This window comes from Antarctobacter sediminis, assembly GCF_019218285.1.
GTDB lineage: Bacteria > Pseudomonadota > Alphaproteobacteria > Rhodobacterales > Rhodobacteraceae > Antarctobacter > Antarctobacter sediminis.
On sequence record NZ_JAHUZG010000003.1, the window covers coordinates 455,401 to 474,723 of the forward strand.

The 19,323-nt window shown below is 62.3% G+C and carries 18 protein-coding genes; 12 read left to right on the top strand and 6 right to left on the bottom strand.

Annotation, left to right across the window (positions count from 1 at the left end):
• Nucleotides 1–13 precede the first annotated feature (13 nt).
• From KJP30_RS17195 to KJP30_RS17205, 3 genes are read left to right on the top strand one after another with little or no spacing between them, the layout of a single operon-like run.
• Entirely contained in the window at nucleotides 14–301 is a 288-nt protein-coding gene (locus KJP30_RS17195) for a sarcosine oxidase subunit delta (protein WP_218450568.1), read from the top strand.
• Complete coding sequence (locus KJP30_RS17200) at nucleotides 298–3,249, top strand: sarcosine oxidase subunit alpha family protein (RefSeq protein WP_218450569.1); 2,952 nt, start codon at nucleotides 298–300, stop codon at nucleotides 3,247–3,249. Before KJP30_RS17195 ends, KJP30_RS17200 begins: the two co-directional genes overlap by 4 nt.
• Nucleotides 3,242–3,802 (top strand): sarcosine oxidase subunit gamma, encoded by a 561-nt coding sequence (locus tag KJP30_RS17205; protein ID WP_218450570.1) that lies wholly within the window; start codon nucleotides 3,242–3,244, stop codon nucleotides 3,800–3,802. Before KJP30_RS17200 ends, KJP30_RS17205 begins: the two co-directional genes overlap by 8 nt.
• 6 nt (nucleotides 3,803–3,808) lie before the next feature.
• Here the strand turns inward: KJP30_RS17205 and KJP30_RS17210 are convergent, their stop codons facing one another.
• A complete protein-coding gene (locus KJP30_RS17210) occupies nucleotides 3,809–4,798 on the bottom strand; it encodes a GlxA family transcriptional regulator (RefSeq protein WP_218450571.1) in 990 nt (329 codons plus the stop codon).
• A gap of 154 nt (nucleotides 4,799–4,952) precedes the next feature.
• Here KJP30_RS17210 and KJP30_RS17215 point away from each other — a divergent pair, with 154 nt between their 5' ends.
• On the top strand, nucleotides 4,953–5,576 hold the full coding sequence (locus KJP30_RS17215; RefSeq protein ID WP_425515717.1) for a helix-turn-helix domain-containing protein: 624 nt from the start codon (nucleotides 4,953–4,955) through the stop codon (nucleotides 5,574–5,576).
• Between the two features lie 51 nt (nucleotides 5,577–5,627).
• Here the strand turns inward: KJP30_RS17215 and dmmC are convergent, their stop codons facing one another.
• The 4 genes from dmmC to KJP30_RS17235 form a co-directional block, all read right to left on the bottom strand.
• The gene (dmmC, locus tag KJP30_RS17220) at nucleotides 5,628–6,695 is read right to left on the bottom strand and encodes a heme-dependent oxidative N-demethylase family protein (RefSeq protein WP_218450573.1); all 1,068 of its coding nucleotides are present in this window, start codon (nucleotides 6,693–6,695) and stop codon (nucleotides 5,628–5,630) included.
• A 12-nt stretch (nucleotides 6,696–6,707) separates the two neighbouring features.
• On the bottom strand, nucleotides 6,708–7,694 hold the full coding sequence (locus tag KJP30_RS17225; RefSeq protein ID WP_218450574.1) for a PDR/VanB family oxidoreductase: 987 nt from the start codon (nucleotides 7,692–7,694) through the stop codon (nucleotides 6,708–6,710).
• Entirely contained in the window at nucleotides 7,691–8,299 is a 609-nt protein-coding gene (gene dmmA, locus KJP30_RS17230; RefSeq protein WP_218450575.1) for a dimethylamine monooxygenase subunit DmmA, read from the bottom strand. The genes KJP30_RS17225 and dmmA overlap by 4 nt, the downstream gene beginning before the upstream one ends.
• Nucleotides 8,300–8,376: 77 nt before the next feature.
• Nucleotides 8,377–9,522: an aminomethyl transferase family protein gene (locus KJP30_RS17235; protein WP_218450576.1), complete on the bottom strand. Its 1,146-nt coding sequence runs from the start codon at nucleotides 9,520–9,522 to the stop codon at nucleotides 8,377–8,379.
• Between the two features lie 253 nt (nucleotides 9,523–9,775).
• On the opposite strand from KJP30_RS17235, the gene KJP30_RS17240 reads away from it, so the two are divergent.
• The 6 genes from KJP30_RS17240 to glnT all read left to right on the top strand — a co-directional run bounded on the left by KJP30_RS17240 (nucleotide 9,776) and on the right by glnT (nucleotide 15,943).
• Nucleotides 9,776–11,149, top strand: coding sequence for an ammonium transporter (locus KJP30_RS17240; protein ID WP_218450577.1), 1,374 nt, complete (start codon nucleotides 9,776–9,778; stop codon nucleotides 11,147–11,149).
• Between the two features lie 12 nt (nucleotides 11,150–11,161).
• On the top strand, nucleotides 11,162–11,380 hold the full coding sequence (locus KJP30_RS17245) for a hypothetical protein (RefSeq protein ID WP_218450578.1): 219 nt from the start codon (nucleotides 11,162–11,164) through the stop codon (nucleotides 11,378–11,380).
• A gap of 143 nt (nucleotides 11,381–11,523) precedes the next feature.
• The gene (locus KJP30_RS17250; RefSeq protein WP_218450579.1) at nucleotides 11,524–12,453 is read left to right on the top strand and encodes a class II glutamine amidotransferase; all 930 of its coding nucleotides are present in this window, start codon (nucleotides 11,524–11,526) and stop codon (nucleotides 12,451–12,453) included.
• On the top strand, nucleotides 12,453–13,130 hold the full coding sequence (locus KJP30_RS17255; RefSeq protein ID WP_218450964.1) for a GltB/FmdC/FwdC-like GXGXG domain-containing protein: 678 nt from the start codon (nucleotides 12,453–12,455) through the stop codon (nucleotides 13,128–13,130). Before KJP30_RS17250 ends, KJP30_RS17255 begins: the two co-directional genes overlap by 1 nt.
• A 7-nt stretch (nucleotides 13,131–13,137) precedes the next feature.
• Entirely contained in the window at nucleotides 13,138–14,484 is a 1,347-nt protein-coding gene (locus tag KJP30_RS17260) for an FMN-binding glutamate synthase family protein (RefSeq protein ID WP_218450580.1), read from the top strand.
• A 103-nt stretch (nucleotides 14,485–14,587) separates the two neighbouring features.
• A complete protein-coding gene (gene glnT / locus KJP30_RS17265; protein ID WP_218450581.1) occupies nucleotides 14,588–15,943 on the top strand; it encodes a type III glutamate--ammonia ligase in 1,356 nt (451 codons plus the stop codon).
• 163 nt (nucleotides 15,944–16,106) lie between these two features.
• Here glnT and glyA read toward each other — a convergent pair whose 3' ends face one another.
• Nucleotides 16,107–17,402, bottom strand: coding sequence for a serine hydroxymethyltransferase (gene glyA / locus KJP30_RS17270; RefSeq protein ID WP_218450582.1), 1,296 nt, complete (start codon nucleotides 17,400–17,402; stop codon nucleotides 16,107–16,109).
• A 172-nt stretch (nucleotides 17,403–17,574) separates the two neighbouring features.
• Between glyA and KJP30_RS17275 the strand changes: the two genes are divergently transcribed.
• Both KJP30_RS17275 and KJP30_RS17280 read left to right on the top strand, forming a co-directional pair.
• Nucleotides 17,575–18,336, top strand: coding sequence for an NAD kinase (locus KJP30_RS17275; protein WP_218450583.1), 762 nt, complete (start codon nucleotides 17,575–17,577; stop codon nucleotides 18,334–18,336).
• A gap of 99 nt (nucleotides 18,337–18,435) precedes the next feature.
• Nucleotides 18,436–19,293: a 2-keto-4-pentenoate hydratase gene (locus KJP30_RS17280; RefSeq protein WP_246594594.1), complete on the top strand. Its 858-nt coding sequence runs from the start codon at nucleotides 18,436–18,438 to the stop codon at nucleotides 19,291–19,293.
• Nucleotides 19,294–19,323: the final 30 nt, after the last annotated feature.

The window sequence follows — 19,323 nt, forward strand, 5'->3', positions numbered from 1 at the left end:
GCGAGGACCGGACATGCTGATCAATCACCCCATCCTCGGCCCCCGCGACGCCGCCGAATTCGTCTACAAGGGCGACGCATCCCTGATCCACCGGCCGGACTGGCAAGCCCCTGACGCAGTGGCACAATTCACCGAATACGGATACCTGCGCGACAACCCCGCCGGGCTGCACCGCGAGTTGTGGTTCCACGAACAGGGCGACCGGTCCTGGCTGGTCGTGACCCGCGACACCACCACCCATGAAATCACCAAGGTAGAGCTGGCGCGCGATGTGGCGCGGGCCGAGGGGCGTTCCAAATGACCGGCAAAAACCGACTGAACGGCGGCCTGATCGACCGCAACAAGCCCATGTCCTTCACCTTTGACGGCAAGCGCTATAGCGGGTTTCAGGGGGATACGCTGGCCTCTGCGCTGTTGGCGAACGGCGTGCGCCTCATGGGCCGCAGCTTTAAGTATCACCGTCCGCGCGGCCCTCTGACCGCCGGGTCCGAAGAGCCGAACGCCATCGTCGAACTGCGCAGCGGTGCCCGGAAGGAACCGAACACCCGCGCCACCACGGCCGAGTTGTTCGACGGGCTGACCGCCAATTCGCAGAACCGCTGGCCGTCGCTGAAATTCGACGCGATGGCGGTCAACGACCGGCTGTCCACCTTCTTTGCCGCCGGGTTCTACTACAAAACCTTCATGTGGCCCGCCGCCTTCTGGGAGAAGGTCTATGAGCCGATCATTCGCAAGGCCGCCGGATTGGGCACGCTTGCGCATGAGCCGGACCCGGACAGCTATGACAAGGGTTTTCTGCACTGTGATCTGCTGATCATCGGCGCTGGTCCGGCGGGTCTTGCCGCGGCGTTGACCGCCGGGGAATCCGGGGCACGCGTGATCCTCGCGGACGAGGATTATATGCTGGGCGGGCGCCTGAATTCCGACAGCGGCCTGCTGGCGGATGAGGATGGCACCGCCTGGGCCGCGCAGGCCGTCGCCCGTCTGAGCGCGATGCCCAATGTTCGCGTCATGTCGCGCAGTACGGTGATCGGAGCCTTTGACCACGGCATCTATGGCATGGTCGAACGGGTCAGCGACCACCTGCCCGAACCCGCTCCCGGCAAGCCGCGCCAGATCCTGTGGCGGATCTATTCCAAGCGCGCGATCCTCGCAGCCGGGGCCACCGAACGCCCCATCGTCTTTGAAAACAACGACCGTCCGGGCATCATGCTGGCCTCGGCCATGCGCAGCTATGCCAACCGCTGGGCGGTCACACCGGGCAAGGCGATTGCCGTCTTTACCAACAACGACGACGGGCACCGCACCGCTGCCGACCTGCACGCCAAAGGTGTCAAGGTGACGGTGATCGACACCCGCCCCGATGCTGGCATCACTCCGGATTACGAAATCCTGTCGGGTGCCCGTGTCACCGACACCAGCGGACGGCTTGGCCTGCGTCATGTCGAGGTCACGCAGGCCAATGGCCAGACGCGGACCCTGCTGGTTGACGGTCTGGGCGTCTCTGGCGGCTGGAACCCCAACGTTCACATGACGTGCCACCAGCGCGGTCGCCCGCAATGGGACGAAACGCTGGCCGCTTTCGTTCCCGGCGGCACCATGCCGACCGGCCTTATCCCGGCGGGTGCGGCCAAGGGGGTGTTCTCTACCCATGGTGCGCTGACTTCGGGACAAGAAGCAGCGGCACAGGCCCTGTCCGATCTGGGCATGGCGGCCCCTGCCCCGGTTCTCCCGCGGGCCGAGGATGCGCCGGTGCGCCTGACACCCTTCTGGCATGTCAAAGGTGCAAAACGTGCCTGGGTCGATCAACAGAACGACGTGACCGCCAAGGACGTGAAACTGGCGCATCAGGAAAACTTTGTCTCGGTCGAACACCTAAAGCGCTATACCACGCTGGGCATGGCCACCGACCAAGGCAAGACCTCGAACATTGCGGGCCTTGCCATCATGGCCGAGGTCGCCGGCAAACAGATCCCCGAGGTCGGCACCACCATGTTCCGCCCGCCCTATACTCCGACGGCTATGGGCGTGCTGGCGGGTCGGTCTCGCGACAAGGATTTCCGCCCCGTCCGCAAGACCCCCAGCCACTACTGGGCCGAGGAACAGGGCGCTGTCTTTGTCGAGGTCGGCATGTGGCTGCGCGCGCAATGGTTCCCGAAACCCGGCGAAACCCATTGGCGGGAAAGCGTGGATCGCGAGGTTCTGCAAACCCGGAAATCCGTGGGCGTCTGTGACTGTACCACGCTGGGCAAAATCGACGTGCAAGGCACCGATGCAGCCGAGTTCCTGAACAAGGTCTATGCCAATGGCTTTGCCAAACTGGCGGTGGGCAAGACCCGCTATGGCCTGATGCTGCGCGAAGACGGGATCGCCATGGACGACGGCACCGCCGCGCGCCTTGCAGAGGATCATTTCGTCGTCACCACCACCACCGCCAACGCGGTGCCGGTCTATCGTCACATGGAATTCGTGCGGCAGGTCCTGTTCCCGGACATGGACGTACAACTGATTTCCACCACCGAAGCATGGGCGCAATATGCCGTGGCCGGTCCGAACTCGCGCAAGCTGCTGCAAAAGATCGTCGACCCGGAATTCGACATCTCGAACGAAGGCTTTCCCTTCATGGCCTGCGGCGAGATCACCGTTTGCGGCGGCTTGCGGGCGCGGTTGTTCCGGATCTCCTTCTCGGGCGAACTGGCGTTTGAAATCGCGGTGCCGACCCGCTATGGCGACGCGCTGATGCGCCGCCTGATGCAAGAGGGCCAAGAGTTCGACGTCACCCCCTATGGCACCGAAGCGCTGTCCGTCATGCGGATCGAAAAGGGCCACGCCGCAGGCAACGAGCTGAACGGAACCACCACCGCCAACAACCTTGGCATGGGTCGCATGGTCTCTAAGAAGAAGGACTCGATCGGGTCTACCCTCTCGGAACGCCCCGGCCTGAATGAAGATGGCGCGCTGAAACTGGTGGGCTTCAAGCCGGTCAACGCGCAGGACAAGGTGCCTGCCGGTGCGCATCTGATGACCAAGGGGTCGCCGGTCGATGCGGCACATGACCAAGGCTATATCACCTCGGCCTGTTTCTCGCCCAATCTTGGATGCCATATTGGCATCGGCTACCTGAAATCCGGCGATACCCGCCTGGGCGAGGTTGTTCGCCTCGTCAGCCCGCTGACCGGCGTCGATCACGATGTCGAAGTTGTCAGCGCCCATTTTGTCGACCCAGAGGGGGAACGTCTCCGTGCATGATCTGAAACCCCTGACCCCGCTTGGTGCCACCGATCCGCGCGTCGACAGCATCGGATCGGTGACCCTGACCGAAGTCACCTCTGTTGCGCTGGCCTCTGTCGCCGCGCGGCTGGGCCACGAAGAGGCGGCGCGCAGTGCCTTGGCGGCCTTCATCGGTGGCGAGGTTCCTGCCCCGTCGCGCCATGGTGGCGGTGCGCTCAATGCCTTCTGGACCGGCCCCGATCAATGGATGGTCGAGGCCCCGATGGATACCCATGAGGACCTGGCGCATCACCTGGCAGAGGTGCTGGGTGCCGATGCCAGCGTCACGGAACAGACCGACGCATGGTGCCGGTTCGATCTTTCGGGCTATGAACTGCCGTCGATCATGGAACTGCTCTGCCCGGTCGACCTGCGGTCATGGCAGGGGGGCGAGGTTCAGCGAACCTCGATCGACCACCTTGGCTGTTTCGTGCTGAACCGCGGCCCGCGCGCCCTGTCGGTGATCGGCCCGCGCAGTTCGGCAGGATCGCTGCACCACGCGCTGATGACGGCCTGCAAGTCGGCCGCCTGACAACACCTATACCGAGGGCACCGGACGGTTGCCCTCGGTCCTGTACAGGTTGATCCGTTTGCGATCCTCCTGCGGGCTCAGCCCGTATTCGGCGCGGTAATGGCGGGTGAAATGCTTGGCGCTGGCATAGCCCACCGCCGCCGCCACATCCGCCACCGCGTCATTTGTGTACATCACGATCTGACGTGCCGCCTGCATTCGCAACCACCGGAAATAGGTGGTCGGGTTCTGCCCGGTGGCCTGCTTGAAACTGCGCTCAAGGTGGCGGGGCGTGATTTCTAGTTGCGCCGCAACTTCGGCGACAGAGGGCGGGTCGGTCAGGTCGGCGGCAAAAACCTCGATTGCTTTTGATACGATAGGCGACAGGTCGTCCTTGATGCTGCCGGTCAGGTGGACGGGCACCGATTGCTTGACCCCGATCTTGCGCATCATCGGGTGCTGGAACCAGCAGGCAACCTCGGTCGCGACGTGACCGCCAAGGGCATCGTCGATGAATCCCAGCGCCAGATCAAAGGCCGCAGCCGCCCCAGAGGCCGTGACGCAACGTCCTGAAACCTCGATGACCTCATCGCTGTAAGAAATTTCCGGGAATTCGGTGGCGAATGCGGCCTCGTAACACCAGTGAACGGACAGCTTTTCACCCGGGACAGCACCACTTCGGACCAATGGGAACACCCCGCCGCTGATCGCCCCAAGGGTGCAGCCATGCCGCCCCAAACGGCGCAGATGCGCAGCGCTGCGGGGGTCCGAAAACCGCACTGACGGTGCGGACAGTAACAGCAGGTAATCCACCTCTTCCACCGTTTCCAACAGGGATTGCGGCTCGAACGGGATGCCCGCACTGGATTGAACCGGCATGGGGGCCTCGGCGATCAAGGTCCATTCAAAGGCTGTGCTGCGCGAGATTTCATTTGCCGCGCGCAGGGGTTCGATCACCGATGTCAGACACGCCATCGGGAAACCCGGGAACAGAAGGAAGCCGATTGTCTTAGTCATCTGAACCAATCTCCGCCCAATCCGACCAATTTTTAACCACGGGAAAACTTTTTTGCAATGGAGTGAATTTTCGCTAGACTGTTGACCGGTAGCAGTTGCCGTTTTTTGCCGCTAAATCTTGAGGGTCAGCATGAAGATTGAGACGACGAAGCCCATGACCAAACTGATCCAGGATCCGCACAGTCTTCGCGATGAGCGCGAGAAGGTGCTGGAGGTGGCGATCGGACGCGAGGTGCGCGCCTATCGCAAACAAAAGGGCATCACCGTCGCGGAACTTTCCAAGCTGACCGACCTGTCCATTGGTATGCTGTCCAAGATCGAGAACGGCAACACCTCGCCTTCGCTCACCACCTTGCAGACGCTGGCCAATGCGCTTTCGGTGCCCCTGACCGCCTTTTTCAAAGGCTACGAGGAACGACGCGAGGCCGTACACACCAAGGCCGGCGAAGGTTTGGAAATCGAACGCGCCGGCACGCGTGCCGGGCATCAGTACAGCTTGCTGGGACATATCGGATCGAACTCCAGCGGCGTGATCGTGGAACCCTATCTCATCACTCTGAATTCCGAGGCCGACACCTTCAAGACCTTCCAACACGACGGGATCGAGATGATCTACATGCTGGAAGGCAGGATTGGCTACCTGCATGGCAAGGAACACTACCCACTGGAACCCGGTGACACGTTGTTCTTTGACGCCGATGCGCCGCACGGGCCCGAAGTGCTGACCGAACTGCCCGCGCGTTATCTTTCGATCATCTGTTACCCGCAGAAAAGCTGATCCGGGACAGAAGGCCAAGCCCCCGGACATCGGGAGCTTGGCCGGGCCACATCATTTCTGAAGCGGCGGTTCGGTTTCAAGATCCGGCCAGACCCCCGGCGACGTCGGCAGGCCATCGTCGAACTGGCTGAGATAGTCCAGCATCATCGGACGGTTGGCGATGAACCCTTTATAGGTCGCCAGCTCTTCGGGCAGGTCACGGACAACACGATGCAAACGGCGGCCCCATTTCGGCACCGATACGATGTCCTGAAAGGCAATCAGGTAACAGCGGATCGGGAACAGCAGCGCGTTTGACCGGGGCAGACGGTAGAAGGTCTGCAACTCGACCCGCAGGTGCTGTTTCGAACCGATGTTCTCGGGCGTCAGCGTGGTCTTCTGCACTCCCCATTTGTGATAGTTCTCGGGGCTGGTGTCCAACAGCGGGTTCACCGTCATTGTCCAGTTCAGCCGCCGCGCCGGGGCACCCTGCTGGACGTTCAGCAGGAATTTCAGCGCGCGCTTGAAAATCCCCATCTCATGGGCCAGCGGCACAGGCGCGTGCCACTCGAAGAAGTCCATGCCGATATCGAAATCAAGGCTCCAGTCCGCCTGGGTCGTGACCATGCCCGCATCCATGTAGAGCATGTCGTTGCGCTGATCGAGCACCGCGAAATCGCCCTGCGCCTGCCGCGTGATGTATTCCAGCGGCCCGCAAGGCAGCGTGGTTTCATCGAGGAAGGTAAAGCTGTGGTCGATCCCCATCGGCTTGTTGATCCAGCGCCAGCGGTCGCCATCACGGTGCAGTTCGAACAGGTCCGGATAATCCTCGGACTTGCTGACCATGATCAGTTCCAGCGTGTCCCATCCGGCCAGCGTCATATGCGGCAGCGACTGGCAGCGCAAAGGGTCATCAGCCAGCACAATCGCGCGGTCCCGCATTTCCGAAACATAATGTTCGTCAACGTCGAACCGTTTTTCATAGACCGACCCGGCCGGTCCGCCCCGATGCTGTTCCATGTTCACCGAGTACATGTAGCTGTCTTCGTGGAACGGGAACGGGAAGCGTTTGATTGCCCAGTCCGAATTGCGGAACGAGTAATCGTCGCGGAAAGTCTCTTCGTTGAATTGAATCGTCATGGTCGCGCTCCCCTATCGGTCCAGAACCAGCGTCTTGCCGACAAAACGGCTGACGCAGGGCATGATCTTCTTTCCGCTGGCGTGGTCTTCGTCGTCCAGCCAGTGATCGCGGTGGACGAACTCGCCATCCGCCTCGACCACATCGGTCTCACATTGGCCGCAGGCGCCGCCCCGACACAGGAAGGGCGCCTCGACGCCACAACGTTCCATCGCCTCCAGCAGGCTTTCGTGTTCGCCCACCTGAATGGTGATGTCGGATTTGCACAGGCGCACCTCGAAAGGTTTGCCGGGTTGCGGGGCAAGGAATTCCTCAGAGTGCACGTTTTCGTCCGGCCAGCCATGGGCCTCGGCGGTCTTGTGCACCCATTGGATCATGCCTTGCGGGCCGCAGACATAGACATGCGTGCCAAGGGGCTGTCCGTCCAGAAGATCCTCCAGCGCGATGGCCTGTTTCTGGTCATCGTAATAGACATGCACCTTGTTCGGATGGCGCGAGGTCAGCTCGTCGACATAGGATCCCAACGCCTTGCTGCGGCAGGCATAGTGCAGTTCCCACGCGCCGCCCATGCGTTCCAGATGCGCAATCATCGCCATGAAGGGCGTGATGCCGATACCGCCGGCAAGGAAGACATGTTTGCGCCCGCGCAGATCCAGCGGGAACAGGTTCACCGGATAGGTGATTGTCATCGCGTCGCCGACCTTGACGTTGCGATGCATGAACACCGATCCGCCCCGGCCTTCGTCATCGCGACGCACCGAGATGGCATAGATCGACTGGTCGGCGGGGTCGGACATCAGCGAATAGGGGTTCAGGCGGGTGCGGCCGTTGTCGTTCATCTCGACCACGGTATGCGCCCCGGCCGAAAACGGCGGGAAGGGCTTGCCGTCGCGGCGTTTGAACTCGAACCGGGTCACAAGCTCGTTCAGCGGCACGATGGCGCTGACTTCGACTTCGATCTTCTCGGCGCCGGCCTTGGCTTTCTGGGGGGCAGCACTCATTTGTAAAGCTCCACGGGTTCGGGCACGTTTCCGGGATCCTCGGCGTCGATGCAGACACCCTGGAACGCGGCCAGCCGACGCGAGTAGTGGTCGCGCACAAACAGGTTCAGCCCGCAATGCGAACAGACGAAGGGATCGGTCATCACGTCCTCGGTGATGCCCTTGCAATGCACGCATTGCATACGGCGCGCCACCGATCCGCGATGTTCGGTCTGGATCGCGGTATGGGGGATGCCAGCGGTCATCGCCTCGTTCTGCGCCTGCCCCATCAGTCCCTCGGTCCCCGTCAGGTAGACCTGAAGCCCCATGTGGGCGTCGGACAACACGCGGCGGATCCGCTGGACCGAAGCCTCGTAACTGGGGCCAACATAGAATTGCGCGGGCTCCAGCGCCTTCAGGCGGTCGACATAGGTCTCGCCCGTGGCCTTGGGGATATAGATGATATGCGCGGTGCGGAAAATCTCGGCATCCTGCGCCGCGAGGTCCAAAAGCGCCTCGGCGCCCTCGGCATCGGCGATCATCAGGTGCGCCTTTCCCGGTCGCGGTTCGAGCGTGCCGTAGACAGGCCGGCTGCGGATGCTTTCGGGGAATTTGAATTTCGACATGCTGCCGTTTCTCCCTGCGGATTATTGGTGGCAAAAAGGCGCGCCCTTCGGGGTCGCGCCTTCTGCAGTGTCAAATATCAGCCCTTGGCGGTCCGGATCGACTTGTCCTTGTCGTAGAAGGGCATCTCTTCGGCAACGCAGGGGATCTCGGTCCCGTCGGCGTTGCGAACGGTCAACTGGGTGCCCGGAACCGCGCAGTCCACCGGCATCCGCGCGATGCCGACCGTGTGGTCGAACAGGTCCGAACGCATCCCGTAGGTCACGACGCCAACCGGCTTGCCGTCCTTGAGCAGTTCCGCACCCTCGTCGGCGGCGGTGGTGCCTTCAAGGCGGACACCGTAGATCTTGAACCGCTCTTTGCCTTCCAGAGCATAGTGGTTTTCCGCACCGCGGAAACCTTTCTTGCCCGGCGACACGGTGAACTCCAGCCCCAGTTCCCACAGCGAATCGCCACAGGGGCCATCGTCGAACGGATAGGTTTCCGAGTTGTCGCCCGGATAGAACAGCAGGTAGCTTTCGGTCCGCAGCAGGTCGAGGGTCGAGAACTGCACCGGGCGGATGCCCATGTCCTTGCCGTCTTCGAGGATCGCGTCCCACAGCTCGATGGCGTGGCGACCTTCGCAGAAGATCTCGTAGCCGCGTTCGCCGGTATAGCCGGTGCGCGAGATCATGACCGGTTTGCCGAACAGCTTGGTCTGGATGATGCCGAAATAGGCAAGATCACGGATGCCGGGCACGTGCTTGGCAAGGAAGTCCACGGCAACGGGGCCTTGCAGTGACATGTCGTGCAGGTCGTCGTCGAAGATCATCGAGACGTTCTTGCCGTAGGCTGCCATGGCAAGGCTTTCGTGGCCGGTTCCGGTGCCGTGCACAAGCAGCCAGTTGTTGACCGACAGGCGATAGATCACGCAGTCGTCGATGAACAATCCGCGGTCGTCCAGCATCGCGGCATAAACCGCGCGGCCCGGCATCAGCTTGTCGACGTTCCGGGTGGTGGCGCGATCAATCACCGCGGCGGCATGCGGCCCGCTGAGGTGGATCTTTTTCAGGCCCGAGACGTCCATGAGGCCCGCCTTGGTGCGCACCGCCTCGTAGTCGGCCTTGGCGCGTTCGTCGGAGTGGTCATAGAACCACGCCGTCCCCATGCCGTTCCAATCTTCCAGCTCACCGCCGATCTCGGCGTGGCGCTGAGCCAGTGCCGACGTTCTGTAGATGATCGCCATCGCGTCTCTCCCTGTCATTCGAGGTTGGCGGATATTGAGACCCAAGCGATTTCAAAAATCAATACTTGTGTTCAGATTTTTTTCCTGCCGGGAAACTTCGCAAATGCGGCCCCGGCGCGTTCGGAAAGCGGGCAAAACCGCAACCGATACACCCTGACAGTGAAAAAAATTTGACAGGGTGAATGAAAATGGCTTCCCATAGGTAAAATAACTTGAACCAAAATTAAAGTCCGAAACGCAGGGAGAAAGCAAAATGGACGGCAACCTGAACGCCCTGACCACGGTGTTCACCGAGTTTTACTACTGGGTGACTGTGGTCTTCATGTTCCTGATTCACGTCGGGTTCTGCATGTATGAAGTCGGTGCAAGCCGCCGACGCAACCACATGCATACATTGATGAAAAACGTCATGGTGATCCCGCTCGTCACGGTGACGTTCTTCTTCTTCGGTTGGTGGATCTACTGGGCCTTCCCCATGTTCCCCTTCTTTGGTGGACTCGACCACGACATGGGTTCGGGCAACCTGCCCTGGGCCGAAACCATGGGCCCGAACGCCGCCGACCGAATCACCGGCGTCTTCTGGGCGGCCTTCCTTTTGTTCTCCTGGACGGCGGCCTCGATCGTGTCCGGCGCTGTGATCGAACGCATCCGCTCTTCGGCGCTTTGGGTACACGCGGTGCTGATCGGGTCGGTCTGGTGGATCATCGATGCCGCATGGGGCTGGCACTATGACGGTTGGATGGTGAAATACCTTGGCTACCACGATGCCTATGCATCGGGGGTGATCCACGCGATTGCCGGTGGCTATGCCCTTGGGGTCATCGCGGTGCTTGGCCCGCGTATCGGCAAGTTCGCGGCCGATGGCACCCCGCGGGACATCCCCCCGCATAACCCGTGGATGCTGACCATCGGCATCTTCCTCATCTACACCGGCTTCTGGGGTTTCTACGCCGCCTGCAACGTGCCCGCCATTTCGCCCGAGGCCATTGGCGGCCAGATCACCGGCACCACATGGACGGCCACCAACATCTATCTGGCACCGACGTCGCTGTCGGGGATCACCTTCAACTTCCTGATGTCGCTCTCGGGCGGGTTGATGGCGGCCTATGTCGTGTCCAAGGGCGATGCCTTCTGGACCTTCTCCGGCGGTCTGGCCGGTGTCATCACCGCCTCTGCGGGCAATGACCTGTATCACCCGGTGCAAGCGATGCTGATCGCCGCCGTCGGCGTGGTCATCGTCTACCGCCTGCACTTCTGGGTAGAACGCCGGTTCAAGCTTGACGATGCGGTGGGCGCGGTCGCCGTGCACGGTTACGCCGGTTTCGTCGGCCTCGTCATCGCGGGCTTTGTCCTCTGGGGGGCGCCTTCGTCACCGTATGAAGGATATGCCACGATCAACCCGGTGGGTCAGATCACCGGCGCGCTGATCATGTTCTTTGGTCTTGGCTTTGTGCCGGCCTTCGTGGTGTCCAAAATTCAGGCAGCCATGGGCGTTCTGCGGATCCCCGAGGAGGTCGAGCTTGAAGGTCTCGATTACGCTGAACACCATGCCTACGAAGAAGCCAAGGAGGCCATCATCGAGGCCGACAAGGCGCATCTGGCCACCAAACTCACCCCCGCGGAATAAGGAGACATCACCATGTCTACGATTGGTTACGAAAGCTGGGCCGTCGATCTGGCGGATGTCGGTCCGATCTATCCCTTCCAGGGGCACGAGATGCTGATGGTCGCCTTGGGCGTGATCTTCTGGCTGGGTTGGCATCGCGTCCAGTTCATCCGCGAGAATGAACACCTTGAGAAAGCCAAGCAAAGGGCGCTGGACCACGAGAAGGTGCAGCAAAGCGTCGAACGCTACTGACCCGTCATTCGGCAAGAGCGGCTGTGCCCGCTCTTGCCTCTAAGGAAAAAAATATTCATCCTAGTTGCGGCAATGGAAATCCGGTGCTAGCCTGATCCCATCACCCGACATGGGTAGAATCAAGAAAGTGGAGCGACACCAGAATGTGCGGAATTGTCGGACTGTTTTTGAAAGACAAGGCGCTTGAGCCTCAGCTGGGTGCCTTGCTCACCGATATGCTGATCACCATGACCGACCGCGGCCCCGATAGCGCCGGGATCGCGATTTACGGGGCCGAAGACACTTCGGCATCGAAACTCACCGTTCAGGCCGAAGATCCGGAAACGGCATTTGACGGACTGGCCGACAAACTGGGTGCGGCCCTTGGTGGCGCCGTCACCCTGACCCGCAACAGCACCCACGCGGTGCTCAGCGTCCCCGCCGGCAAGGCCGACGAGGCCCGGACCGCCCTGCGCGAGATTGCCCCCGACGTGCGGACCATGTCCTTTGGCGACACGCTGGAAATCTACAAGGAAGTCGGCCTGCCCAAAGACGTGGCGGCGCGTTTCGACATTTCCAAGATGTCCGGCACCCATGGCATCGGCCACACCCGGATGGCGACTGAATCCGCCGTGACCACACTGGGCGCGCACCCGTTCAATACCGGATCCGACCAGTGCCTTGTGCACAATGGCTCGCTGTCGAACCACAACTCGCTGCGCCGCAAGCTGCAACGCGAAGGCATCCACATCGAAACCCAGAACGACACCGAGGTCGGCGCAGCCTACCTGACGTGGAAGATGCAGAACGGCGCGACGCTGGGCGAAGCGCTGGAAGCCTCGCTTGAGGATCTCGACGGTTTCTTCAACTTCGTCGTCGGCACCAAGGACGGTTTCGGCGTTGTGCGCGACCCGATCGCCTGCAAACCCGCCGTCATGGCCGAGACCGATCAATACGTGGCCTTCGGTTCGGAATATCGGGCGCTGGTGAACCTGCCGGGTATCGAAACCGCCCGCGTCTGGGAACCCGAACCCGCGACCGTCTATTTCTGGACCCACGAAGCGGCCCCCAACCCGAAAAAGAAGGCGGCATGATGCAGACCTACGATCTTCAAGCCAACAGCCTGCGCGAGCTGAACGCCGCGCTCCATGCCCAGGCCAATGACACCAATCAGACCAGCTGGGAAATCGTGAACCCGCGCGGCAGCCATGCGGTGGCCGTGGGTCTGGATGCCCCCATTGAGGTCAGCGTCAAAGGGTCGACCGGCTATTACACCGCCGGCATGAACAAGCAGGCCACCGTGCATGTGCATGGCTCGGCCGGCCCCGGCGTGGCCGAAAACATGATGTCCGGCACCGTGGTCATCGAAGGCGACGCCAGCCAATACGCCGGCGCCACCGGCCACGGCGGTCTGCTGGTCATCAAGGGCAATGCCTCGTCGCGGTGCGGCATCTCCATGAAGGGGATCAACATCGTTGTGCATGGCAATGTCGGCCACATGTCGGCCTTCATGGCGCAATCAGGGAACCTTGTGGTCTGTGGCGACGCGGGCGACGCTTTGGGTGACTCGATCTACGAGGCACGCCTCTTCGTGCGCGGTTCGGTGAAATCGCTGGGCGCGGACTGCATCGAAAAAGAGATGCGCCCCGAGCACATCGAAATCCTGCGCGACCTGCTGGAACGCGCCGGAAGCGATGCCAAACCCGAAGAGTTCAAGCGCTACGGCTCTGCCCGTCAGCTGTACAACTTCAAAGTCGACAACGCGTACTGAGGGAGACATGAGCGTGAAAGACATCAAGGACAAGACGCCCCCTCGGACGATGCCGATCCAGTCGGCAACGTTTTCGAACCCGATCAACGCCGAAATCCGTCGCGCCGCGGCGACCGGCATCTACGACATCCGCGGTGGCGGGGCCAAGCGCCGCGTACCGCATTTCGATGACCTTCTGTTCCTCGGCGCTTCGGTGTCGCGCTATCCTCTCGAAGGCTACCGTGAGAAATGCGACACCAAGGTGACCCTTGGCACGCGCTTTGCGAAAAAGCCCATCGAGCTGGATATTCCGATCACCATCGCGGGCATGTCCTTCGGTGCCCTGTCGGGCCGCGCAAAAGAGGCGCTGGGACGCGGCGCTTCGGCAGCGGGCACATCGACCACCACGGGCGACGGCGGCATGACCCCCGAAGAACGCGGCCATTCGTCCAAACTGGTCTATCAGTACCTGCCCTCGCGCTACGGGATGAACCCCGACGACCTGCGCAAGGCGGACGCCATCGAAGTTGTGGTTGGCCAGGGCGCCAAGCCCGGCGGCGGCGGTATGCTGCTGGGTCAAAAGATCTCGGACCGCGTGGCCGAGATGCGCAACCTGCCCAAGGGCATCGACCAGCGTTCGGCCTGCCGTCACCCCGACTGGACCGGCCCGGACGATCTGGAAATCAAGATCCTCGAACTGCGCGAAATTACCGCGTGGGAAAAGCCGATCTACGTCAAGGTTGGCGGCACCCGCCCCTATTACGACACAGCCCTGGCGGTGAAGGCTGGTGCGGATGTCGTGGTTCTGGATGGCATGCAGGGCGGCACTGCCGCGACGCAGGACGTGTTCATCGAACACGTGGGCCTGCCGACGCTGGCTTGCATCCGCCCGGCGGTTCAGGCGCTTCAGGATCTGGGCGTGCACCGTGAGGTTCAGCTGATCGTTTCCGGCGGCATCCGCACCGGCGCCGACGTGGCCAAGGCCATGGCGCTTGGCGCAGACGCGGTCGCCATCGGCACTGCCGCCCTGATCGCACTTGGTGACAACGACCCCCGTTGGGAATCCGAATACCAGAAGCTGGGCACCACTTCGGGTGCCTATGACGACTGGCACGAAGGTCTGGATCCGGCGGGCATCACCACCCAGGACGCCGAACTGCAAATGCGTCTGGACCCGGTCGAAGCCGGGCGTCACCTGCGCAACTATCTCAGCGTCATGACGCTGGAAGCGCAGACCATCGCCCGCGCCTGTGGCCACAACAACCTGCACAACCTCGAACCCGAGGATCTGTGCGCGCTGACGATGGAAGCCGCGGCCATGGCCCGCGTCCCTCTCGCCGGCACCGAATGGTACCCCGGCAAACCCGGTTTCTGAAACACAGGGCGCGGCCTCTTGCAGGGGGCCGCGCCGCTTCACAAGATGGCGCCCAGACAGATGACGACCATCGCGACACAATAGGACAGAGAGGATGACACAAATGGCAAAAGATCAGGTCGCGCCGGACGCAAAGATCGACCTCGCCACCTACGCCGCTGAACGCGGCGTCAAGTATTTCATGATCTCCTTCACCGATCTCTTCGGTGGCCAGCGCGCCAAGCTGGTGCCCGCAGCGGCCATTGCCGACATGCAGGAAGACGGCGCCGGGTTCGCTGGATTTGCAACCTGGCTGGATCTGACTCCCGCGCACCCCGACATGCTGGCCGTGCCGGATCCGTCCTCCGTCATCCAACTGCCCTGGCAGCCGGACGTGGCCTGGGTGGCCGCCGATTGCGTCATGGAAGGCAAACCCGTCGAACAGGCCCCGCGCAACGTGCTCAAGCGCCTGATCGCCGAAGCCGCCGAAGTGGGTCTGCACGTCAAGACCGGCATCGAGGCCGAATTCTTTCTGCTGACACCGGAAGGCGATCAGATCTCGGACCCCTTCGATACGGCGGCCAAACCCTGCTACGATCAGCAGGCGGTGATGCGCCGCTACGACGTGGTGCGCGAGATCGCGGATTACATGCTGGATCTCGGCTGGAAACCCTACCAGACCGACCACGAGGACGCGAATGGCCAGTTCGAAATGAACTGGGAATTCAACGATGTCCTGACCACCGCCGACCAGCACTCGTTCTTCAAATTCATGACCAAGTCGGTCGCCGAAAAGCACGGTTTCCGCGCCACGTTCATGCCCAAGCCCATCGAGGGCCTTACCGGCAATGGCTGCCACGCGCATATCTCTGTCTGGGATGCCCCGGGTGACGCGTCCAAGACCAACGTCTTTGCCGGCGAAGGCGAAGGCCCGACCGGCGAAGTTGGCCTCTCCGAGCGCGGCAAACACTTCCTCGGCGGCATCATGAAGCACGCCTCGGCGCTGGCGGCGATCACCAACCCGACCGTCAACAGCTATAAGCGGATCAACGCACCGCGCACCATTTCGGGCGCCACCTGGGCCCCGAACAGCGTGACATGGACCGGCAACAACCGCACGCACATGGTGCGCGTCCCCGGCCCGGGCCGCTTTGAATTGCGCCTGCCCGACGGCGCGGCGAACCCCTACCTGTTGCAGGCGGTCATCATCGCTGCGGGCCTGTCCGGCATTCATTCCAAAGCCGATCCGGGCAAGCGCTGGGACATCGACATGTACGCCGAAGGTCACAAGGTCCGCGGTGCGCCCAAGCTGCCGCTGAATATGCTCGACGCGATCCGCGAGTATGACAAGGACAAGGAACTGAAGAAGATGATGGGCGACGATTTCTCGTCCTCCTACATCAAGATGAAGATGCAGGAGTGGAACTCCTTCGTGACTCATTTCAGCAAGTGGGAACGTGACCACACGCTGGACATCTGAGGTCCTGAAACTCGAAAACGAAGGGCCGCTGCATATTGCAGCGGCCTTTTTTGTGGCTGTGTGCGGGAATGCCGGGATATGAAAAACCGCCGTGGCTATGTCCACGGCGGTTTTCCTGACTGTCTTGTACTGTGCCGTTCTGGGCTGTACTGGCCGGTTTGGTTCAGAGGCCGGGGTAGATGGGGAAGCGCTGGCAGAGGGCTTCGACCTCGGCGCGGACCTTGGCCTCGACCTCGGCGTTGCCCTCTTCGCCATTGGCGGCCAGCCCGTCGACCACCTCGATGATCCAGTCGGCGATCTGGCGGAACTCGGCCTCGCCAAAGCCGCGCGTCGTGCCCGCGGGCGAGCCAAGACGGATGCCCGAGGTCACCGTCGGCTTTTCGGGATCGAAGGGCACGCCGTTCTTGTTGCAGGTGATATGCGCCCGCCCAAGCGCCTTTTCGGTGGCATTGCCCTTGACGCCCTTGGGCCGCAGGTCAACCAGCACCACATGCGTGTCGGTGCCATGGGTGACCGTGTCCAGACCGCCCTTGATCAGCTGGTCCGACAGCGCCTGCGCGTTGTTCACCACGTTCTTGATATAGGTCTTGAACTCGGGGCGCAGCGCCTCGCCGCAGGCCACCGCCTTGCCGGCGATCACATGCATCAGAGGGCCGCCCTGAATGCCGGGGAAGATCGCCGAATTCACTTTCTTGGCGATATCTTCATCATTGGTGAGGATCATGCCGCCACGCGGACCGCGCAGGGTCTTGTGCGTGGTGGTGGTGGCCACATGGGCATGCGGGAAGGGGCTGGGATGTTCGCCCGCGGCCACCAGACCGGCGAAATGCGCCATGTCCACGTGCAGATATGCGCCGACCATGTCGGCGATCTGCCGCATGCGGGCGAAATCGATCTGGCGGGGGATGGCCGATCCGCCGGCGATGATCAGCTTGGGCTGGTGTTCCTTGGCCAGCGCCTCGACCTGGTCGTAATCCAGCATGTTGTCCTGCTGGCGCACGCCGTATTGCACGGCGTTGAACCACTTGCCGGACTGGTTCGGCCGCGCGCCGTGGGTCAGGTGGCCGCCGGCATCCAGGCTCATGCCCAGGATGGTGTCGCCGGGTTTCAGCAGCGCCTGATAGACGCCCTGGTTGGCTTGGCTGCCCGAGTTCGGCTGCACATTGGCATAGTCGCAGTTGAACAGCTGTCTGGCGCGCTCGATGGCAAGGTTTTCGGCCACGTCGACGAACTGGCAGCCGCCATAATAGCGCCGGCCGGGATAGCCCTCGGCGTATTTGTTCGTCATGACCGAGCCCTGCGCCTCCATCACCGCGCGGGAGACGATGTTCTCGGAGGCGATCAGCTCGATCTCGTCACGCTGACGGCCAAGCTCGCCCGTGATCGAGGCGAAAACTTCGGGATCGCGGGAGGAGAGCGACTCGGTAAAGAAACCGTCGTCGCGATGGGGGGCGTTCATGGCGCTGCTCCTTTGGATTCGGTTGGCATGTTTCGTATCGGAAACTTGCCGGGTCTCAAAGAACCTAAAGCGACGCAGGGGAGGTTTCCAGCGGCATTGGCGGGCAGGCACTGGCCCTGCCGGTAAACATGTGCTTCCATCCGCCCCGGATGAAGACGACAGGAAACCCCCGATGAGCTTACGGATCGCTTTTTGCGCCTCGCGCGCGCCTGTTGCGCAGGCCGCCCTTGCCGGGCTGAGCCGCCGTTACGGCGATCATGCGGAACAGGGAGCGGATGTGATCGTTGCGCTGGGCGGTGACGGGTTCATGTTGCACACGATGCATCGGACGCAGGCGCTGGAGGTGCCGGTCTACGGTATGAATCGGGGCACGGTCGGCTTTCTGATGAATGAATATTCGGAACACGGGCTGGTAGAGCGGCTGACCGCAGCGGAAGAGGCAGTGATCAACCCGCTGGCGATGCGCGCACAATGCGCGGACGGGACCGAACATCACGCGCTGGCGATCAACGAGGTGTCACTGCACCGGTCCGGGTCACAGGCCGCGCGCCTGCGGATCAGCGTCGACGGGCAGGTGCGCATGGCGGAACTGGTCTGCGACGGGGCGCTGGTTGCCACGCCCGCAGGATCGACCGCCTATAATTACTCGGCGCACGGGCCGATCCTGCCCATTGGGGCGGATGTGCTGGCGTTGACCCCGGTGGCGGCTTTTCGTCCGCGTCGCTGGCGGGGCGCATTGCTGCCGAAATCGGCAGAGGTCAGCTTTGACGTGCTGGAAGCCGACAAGCGGCCCGTCATGGCGGAGGCGGACGGATCCGAGGTGCGCGACGTGCTGGCGGTGCATATCCGGTCGGAACCGAATGTGGCGCACCGGGTGCTGTTCGATCCGGGCCATGGGCTGGAAGAGCGGCTGATCCGCGAACAATTCGTCTGACCTTTACCCGGCAGGTTTGGTCGTTGCCCGACTCGTCGCCATGCGTCAGGCTGGCAGGGGGAGGCCATGGCCAAAACGCGCCAACCGAGGGAGGATTTGATGTTGAATTCGAAATGGGGGCCCATTGTCGCCACTGGTGCAATGCTGGCCGCGGGCGTCGTGCGGGCAGAGTGCGCGGATGATGCGGCCATTGCGGGCTATGTCGCTGACTACCTGTCCAAGACGCCGACCGCCGCGTTGATCCCGGACGGCAGCATGGAGGATGCGCGCTGTACCCAAGATAAGCTGGTGGCGGCCATGGTGCCGCATCTTGGGCCGGTCATCGGCTACAAGGCGGGGCTGACCAGCAAGCCCGCGCAGGAACGTTTTGGAGCAAGCGAACCGGTGGCCGGTGTCCTGTACCGTGACATGATGCTGGACAACGGTGCCGAGGTGCCGGTGAACTTTGGCGCGCGGTCTCTGTTCGAGGCGGACCTGATCCTTGTGGTCGGCGATGCCGCGATCAACGACGCCAAAACACCCGAAGAGGCCATTGCGCATATCTCGGCCGTGCATCCGTTCATTGAACTGCCGGATATTGTCTATGCCGCCGGTGAACCGATCAACGCGGTGACGCTGACGGCCAATGGTGTGGCCGCCCGCATGGGGGTGCTGGGCGCTGCCCTGCCGGTCGACGATGAGGCGGCGATGCTGGCGGCGCTTGCGGCGATGACGGTCACTGTGCGCGATGCCGAAGGCGCTGTGCTGGCAGAGGCGCCGGGGGCCGCGGTGTTGGGCAATCCGGTGAACGCGGTACTGTGGCTGATGTCCAAGGGATATGAGCTGAAGGCGGGCGACCTGATTTCGGTCGGGTCGATCGGGCCGCTGCTGGCTCCGCCGCAGGCAAAAGGCGCCGCCAGCGTGACCTATGCCGGTTTGCCCGGCGACCCGGTGGTCACCGTAACGTTTACCGAATGAGGCAAAGCGCGGGGGCGGCCGGTGGCTCGT

What these genes read in the sequence shown, in the direction of transcription:
- KJP30_RS17235 (WP_218450576.1), bottom strand. Translation starts at nt 9,522, where the DNA reads ATGGCGATCATCTACAGAACGTCGGCACTGGCTCAGCGCCACGCCGAG.
- glyA (WP_218450582.1), bottom strand. Translation starts at nt 17,402, where the DNA reads ATGAACGCCCCCCATCGCGACGACGGTTTCTTTACCGAGTCGCTCTCC.
- KJP30_RS17240 (WP_218450577.1), top strand. Translation starts at nt 9,776, where the DNA reads ATGGACGGCAACCTGAACGCCCTGACCACGGTGTTCACCGAGTTTTAC.
- dmmA (WP_218450575.1), bottom strand. Translation starts at nt 8,299, where the DNA reads ATGTCGAAATTCAAATTCCCCGAAAGCATCCGCAGCCGGCCTGTCTAC.
- KJP30_RS17260 (WP_218450580.1), top strand. Translation starts at nt 13,138, where the DNA reads ATGAGCGTGAAAGACATCAAGGACAAGACGCCCCCTCGGACGATGCCG.
- KJP30_RS17200 (WP_218450569.1), top strand. Translation starts at nt 298, where the DNA reads ATGACCGGCAAAAACCGACTGAACGGCGGCCTGATCGACCGCAACAAG.
- KJP30_RS17225 (WP_218450574.1), bottom strand. Translation starts at nt 7,694, where the DNA reads ATGAGTGCTGCCCCCCAGAAAGCCAAGGCCGGCGCCGAGAAGATCGAA.
- glnT (WP_218450581.1), top strand. Translation starts at nt 14,588, where the DNA reads ATGGCAAAAGATCAGGTCGCGCCGGACGCAAAGATCGACCTCGCCACC.
- KJP30_RS17245 (WP_218450578.1), top strand. Translation starts at nt 11,162, where the DNA reads ATGTCTACGATTGGTTACGAAAGCTGGGCCGTCGATCTGGCGGATGTC.
- KJP30_RS17215 (WP_425515717.1), top strand. Translation starts at nt 4,953, where the DNA reads ATGACCAAACTGATCCAGGATCCGCACAGTCTTCGCGATGAGCGCGAG.
- dmmC (WP_218450573.1), bottom strand. Translation starts at nt 6,695, where the DNA reads ATGACGATTCAATTCAACGAAGAGACTTTCCGCGACGATTACTCGTTC.
- KJP30_RS17255 (WP_218450964.1), top strand. Translation starts at nt 12,453, where the DNA reads ATGCAGACCTACGATCTTCAAGCCAACAGCCTGCGCGAGCTGAACGCC.
- KJP30_RS17195 (WP_218450568.1), top strand. Translation starts at nt 14, where the DNA reads ATGCTGATCAATCACCCCATCCTCGGCCCCCGCGACGCCGCCGAATTC.
- KJP30_RS17210 (WP_218450571.1), bottom strand. Translation starts at nt 4,798, where the DNA reads ATGACTAAGACAATCGGCTTCCTTCTGTTCCCGGGTTTCCCGATGGCG.
- KJP30_RS17250 (WP_218450579.1), top strand. Translation starts at nt 11,524, where the DNA reads ATGTGCGGAATTGTCGGACTGTTTTTGAAAGACAAGGCGCTTGAGCCT.
- KJP30_RS17280 (WP_246594594.1), top strand. Translation starts at nt 18,436, where the DNA reads ATGTTGAATTCGAAATGGGGGCCCATTGTCGCCACTGGTGCAATGCTG.
- KJP30_RS17275 (WP_218450583.1), top strand. Translation starts at nt 17,575, where the DNA reads ATGAGCTTACGGATCGCTTTTTGCGCCTCGCGCGCGCCTGTTGCGCAG.